The organism is Streptococcus sp. (assembly GCF_019414905.1).
Classification (GTDB): domain Bacteria; phylum Bacillota; class Bacilli; order Lactobacillales; family Streptococcaceae; genus Streptococcus.
Genome location: NZ_DXLC01000163.1, coordinates 1 through 4,828, shown reverse-complemented (window position 1 = coordinate 4,828; position 4,828 = coordinate 1). Strand labels below are relative to the sequence as shown.

At 41.3% G+C, this 4,828-nt stretch carries 4 protein-coding genes and 1 pseudogene; all 5 read right to left on the bottom strand.

The annotated features are described in order from the left end of the window. Positions 1-784: ATP-binding cassette domain-containing protein (locus QZ359_RS04795; RefSeq protein WP_293963391.1), on the bottom strand; the 784-nt coding region annotated here is incomplete at its 3' end. A gap of 284 nt (positions 785-1,068) precedes the next feature. Further along, complete coding sequence (locus tag QZ359_RS04790; protein ID WP_023946263.1) at positions 1,069-1,950, bottom strand: class II fructose-bisphosphate aldolase; 882 nt, start codon at positions 1,948-1,950, stop codon at positions 1,069-1,071. Between the two features lie 140 nt (positions 1,951-2,090). Then, on the bottom strand, positions 2,091-3,419 hold the full coding sequence (gene vncS / locus QZ359_RS04785; protein ID WP_049551391.1) for a sensor histidine kinase VncS: 1,329 nt from the start codon (positions 3,417-3,419) through the stop codon (positions 2,091-2,093). Continuing rightward, complete coding sequence (vncR, locus tag QZ359_RS04780) at positions 3,416-4,072, bottom strand: response regulator transcription factor VncR (RefSeq protein WP_049551390.1); 657 nt, start codon at positions 4,070-4,072, stop codon at positions 3,416-3,418. Before vncR ends, vncS begins: the two co-directional genes overlap by 4 nt. 160 nt (positions 4,073-4,232) lie before the next feature. Next, positions 4,233-4,828, bottom strand: a pseudogene (locus QZ359_RS04775) (hypothetical protein); the annotation flags it as partial.

Sequence of the window (4,828 nt, the reverse complement as noted above, 5' to 3'; positions counted from 1 at the left end):
GACCTGGTAGCAGTTCAAAAGAAAGAGTCTTCATCTTGCCAAAGGTCTCCTTGAGTTCGCTAACCGTTCCATCAAAAATCTCCTGCCCCTTGTCTATCATAAAAATCCGATCACAGAGTTGCTCAATATCACTCAAGTCGTGAGTGGTCAAGAGAATCGTGGTCTCTTCCTCTTGATTGATCTGGGTGATAGCTCGACGAATATTATCCTTGACCGAAACATCCAGACCAATAGTCGGCTCATCTAAAAAGAGAACTTTGGGATTGTGGAGCAAGGAGGCCGCAATGTCCGCCCGCATCCGTTGTCCCAGTGAAAGAGTCCGCACGGGGTCCTTGATAAAGTCCTTCAAATCCAAGACTTCATTCAAAAAGTCCATGCGCTTATGGAAGAGCGAATCTGGCACATCGTAAATTTCTTTTAAAACCGTGTAGGTCTCTTGCAGTGCCAAATCCCACCATAGCTGAGTTCTTTGCCCAAAAACAACCCCAATATCTTTGACATAATCTTGGCGATTGTCCTGTGGAATTTTGCCATTAATCCGACAAAAACCAGATGTTGGCTTTAAAATCCCAGTCAGCATTTTAATAGTTGTCGACTTCCCAGCACCATTTGCCCCAATGAAGCCTAAAATCTGCCCCTTGGGAACCTCAAAAGTCAAATCCTTGACCGCTTCAAAGGTCTGCTTTTCAGGATGAATAAAGGAGCGAAACGCCCCCTTCAATCCCGGTTCCTTAACAGTCTTCACAAAATTTTTCTGAAGATGTTCCACTTCTATCATTGCCATATCTATCTCCCTATCGTAAGGAATAGCAACATTGTGTTTTTGACTACAAATATTCTAAATCCTTACTTTCTAAACCTGCTACATTTTATTATTACAGAATGCTTTATACCAACCTATTATAGTCCAATAAAAACTAGAATGCAAGCGTTTGCCTAAAGTTTATGAAATTGAAAATTTTTCTCTTAAAATGGTATTTTTAGATCAAAATTCTAGCTTAATAGTCTCCTTAAAATACACAAAAAACCCACCCAATGGGCAGGTTTCATCTATATTGTTAAGCTAGATTATGCTTTACCTTCTGAACCGAATACGTCGATACGTTCTTCAACTGATGCTTGGATAGCTTTTACACCGTCAGCCAAGAATTTACGTGGGTCGAAGAGTTTTTTCTTGTCGTATTCTGCTTCGTTTGCTTCGTAATCACGAGCAAATTTACGAGTTGCGTTAGCGAATGCGATTTGGCATTCTGTGTTAACGTTAACTTTCGCAACACCAAGTTTGATAGCTGCTTGGATTTGCTCATCAGGAATACCTGATCCACCGTGCAATACGATTGGGAATCCTGGTACAGCTTCAGTCAATTTTTGCAAGTGGTCAAGGTGAAGGCCTTTCCAGTTTGCTGGGTAAGGACCGTGGATGTTACCGATACCAGCTGCCAAGAAGTCGATACCAGTTTCAACCATTGCTTTAGCGTCTTCGATTGGAGCCAACTCACCATCACCGATGATTCCGTCTTCTTCACCACCGATAGTACCAACTTCAGCTTCTACTGATACACCATTTGCATGTGCAAATTCTACAACTTTACGAGCTTTTTCAAGGTTTTCTTCAACTGGAAGGTGTGAACCGTCAAACATAACTGAAGTATAACCAACTCGAATACACTCAAGTGCATCTTCGTAGTGACCGTGGTCAAGGTGGATAGCTACTGGTACAGTGATACCCATTGATTCAACAAGGTTAGCGATCAAGTTGCGAGCAACTTTGTAACCACCCATGTATTTAGCAGCACCCATTGAAGTTTGGATCAAAACTGGAGCTTTTTTAGCTTCTGCTGCGCGCAAGATAGCTTGAGTCCACTCAAGGTTGTTTGTGTTAAATCCACCAACTGCATAACCATTGTCACGAGCTGCTTGGACAAATTTTTCTGCTGAAACGATTGCCATTTTATCAGGCCTCCTGTATATTTTTATGGGTCATCCCATTTACATTGTTCATTTTATCACTTTTTGACAAAAAAATCTAGTTTTTCCCGTAGTTTCGATTGAATTTCTTCTAGCTTCATCTATGTAAACCCTTTCTCTTCCTAGTCTTGAGCGACTTTTGGAAAAGCTATAAAGAAGGTTAAACGATTCTCCTGCATTTCAAAACGATAGGGTAATTTTTCATGTTCTAATAGACTCTTGACCACAAAGAGCCCCATCCCAGACCCTTTGGCCTTGCGACTAGCATTATCAGAAAAAGATTGAGCTAGTTTTTCTTGTTCTTCTGGACTACAGCTATTTTCTATAAAAAGTTCCCTTTCTCTTTCTCCAATGCGAACTAAGCCACCTGGAACAGAGTGCTTGATAGCATTGCTGATGAGGTTAGATAAAATCAATTTCATCACCGATGGATTTAGATAGGCCTGCTGATGGGTCAAACTATTGTCTATCTGGAGTTCTCTTTCCTTAGCTAGCAAGACATAATCCTTAACCAGACTTTGTGTCATCTGAAGTAGGTCAATTTGTTCCCTATCATCTCGTAATTCCTGGACCGAAGAAAGAGAAAGTATCTGGAGAACGTGATGATTGAGCTCATCCACAATCCCCAAGGCAACTCCCAGATAGTGATCTCTATCCTTATAACGACCAATATTTTCCTTCATATTTTCAATCAAGATTTTGAGACTAGCAAGCGGTGTTTTCAATTCATGAGAAGCCCCTCGTAGGAATTCGACCTTCATCTTTTCGAGCTGGAGAATAGCTTCATTCTTGTCATGCAAGTCCGCAATGACAGTCAAGAGGTGCTGATAGAGGCTATTGATTTGTTCCTTGAGATCACCAATCTCATCCTTAGAATCCACGCGCAATCGCACATGGGCATCCAGTTCCATCATCCGACGGGTTACTCGCTTGATTTCCAAAATCGGTGCAACAATGGTCCGAGCATAGATGTAGGCAACCAAAAGGGAAATCAGAAAGGATGCCAGCAAGGTGTAGGGGAGAAATTGGAGACTGATTTGCTCCGCTTCCTTTTGCAAATCCATGGAAGCTAGAAACTGGAGAGTCATGATGCCACCGTCTTGCGTTGTCACCTCCCGCTCCTCGATAAAGAGAGAGGTTGTCTGGCGGTCTGTATCCAGAGGAAAACTGTCCTTGACTTCTAACTTATCCTCAGTCATCTCTCCCTTAACGGCCCCCTTGATATCACTAGTCTGGGAATACAGCTCTAACACTTGCTCGATACTCTGCCTGTCTTTCCCTTCTAAGGACTGGGCAATGGCTGTCGCTTTCTGGCCGATGGTTTCCTGACGATGACTCAGATAAGTCGAAGGAAAAAGAAAATAAATGGCTAAATGAAGGCAAATAACCAGAACACTAAAAATCGAGAAGGTATAGATAAATATCTTTGTAAATAAACCTGTTCGTTTCATTTTTGCTCCAATTTATAACCAACATTGCGCACAGTGAGGATGCAGTCCAGGTCTAGCTTTTTCCGCAATTCCTTGATATAAACATCAATGACTCGGTCAAAGGGAACCTCATCTGTCGCTTTCCAGACGGCATCGATTATCTGAGATCGGGTCAAGGCCCGTCCTTCATTCTTCACCAGATAGTCCAGAATTTCCAACTCTTTGGCATTGATGGCTACTTCCTCACCTGCTAGGCTAGCACTGTAGCTCTCAAAGTCCACTTGGGTATCCTTATAAGAGAAAATTCGTCCCGTATCGTAGTAGCGTTTGAAAATCGCGTCTACCCTCACTTTTAAGAGGGAGAGGGAGAAAGGTTTTTCCAGATAGCCATCTGCTAGCGAAGCAAAAGCACTCATCTTGTATTCTTCATCCTGAAAAGCGGTCAGCATCAAGACAGGGACCTGGCTGGTTTTGCGAATCTCAGCTAGGACTTCTAGTCCATTGAGCTTGGGCATCTGGATATCCAGTAAAACTAGAGCCACCTCATAGCTGGAAAATTTTTCTAAGGCTTCCTCCCCGTCTGCCGCCTCAATAGTTTCGTAACCGCAATCCGTCAAATAGTCACTGACCCCCTCACGGATCATCTCTTCATCTTCTACAATTAAAATTTTCATACTTTAACTGCTCTCTTTTTTTATTTTTCTTAGAATAAATACCTACTCTATTTATTATAATCTCTTATTTGCCTTTTGTCTTTAAGAAACTTGCTACTAGATAAAACAAAGAGAGCCTATTGCTCTCTCTGCTCACATTTCACTCCCTATGGAATGAACATTATTTAGTTGCTTTTGAAAATGTTACAACGTAGTTATAATCTTTCCCATTAGCTTGATATACATAGTCCTCTTTGAAAGTGTAGCCGCGTTTGCTCAACTCTTCTTTCTTAGCTTCAACTTGGCTCTTGACAGCTTCTTTCACCTGTTCATTTGATAAACCTTCCGCAATTTCAAGAGAAGTTCCATTGATATCTCCTAGGAAACCTGCAATATCTTTCATTTTATCAAAGTTATAAAATACATTTACTTTGACCTTTTGAGAAGCTGGATGTTCTAGACTTCTACGATTTCTGCTAGCGCGCGGTTGAACTGCTGGAGCCATTCTGAAACCTGAAGTTCCTGTAGCCTCCTTAGTGAATGTGACAACGTAGTTATAATCTTTTCCATTATTTTTAGAGAGATAGTCTTCTTTAACAGTATAACCACGTTTACGTAATTCCTCTTTCTTGGCATCAACTTGGTTCTTGACTGCTGCTTTTACTTGATCATCTGTTGAACCTTCCGCGATTTCAAGAGGAGTTCCATTGATATCTCCCAGAAAACCTGCAATATCTTTCATTTTATCAAAGTTATAAAATACATTTACTTTGACCT

Bases quoted from the DNA above. Each gene is read 5' to 3' on its own strand.
- QZ359_RS04790 (WP_023946263.1), bottom strand. From the start codon at position 1,950: ATGGCAATCGTTTCAGCAGAAAAATTTGTCCAAGCAGCTCGTGACAAT.
- vncS (WP_049551391.1), bottom strand. From the start codon at position 3,419: ATGAAACGAACAGGTTTATTTACAAAGATATTTATCTATACCTTCTCG.
- vncR (WP_049551390.1), bottom strand. From the start codon at position 4,072: ATGAAAATTTTAATTGTAGAAGATGAAGAGATGATCCGTGAGGGGGTC.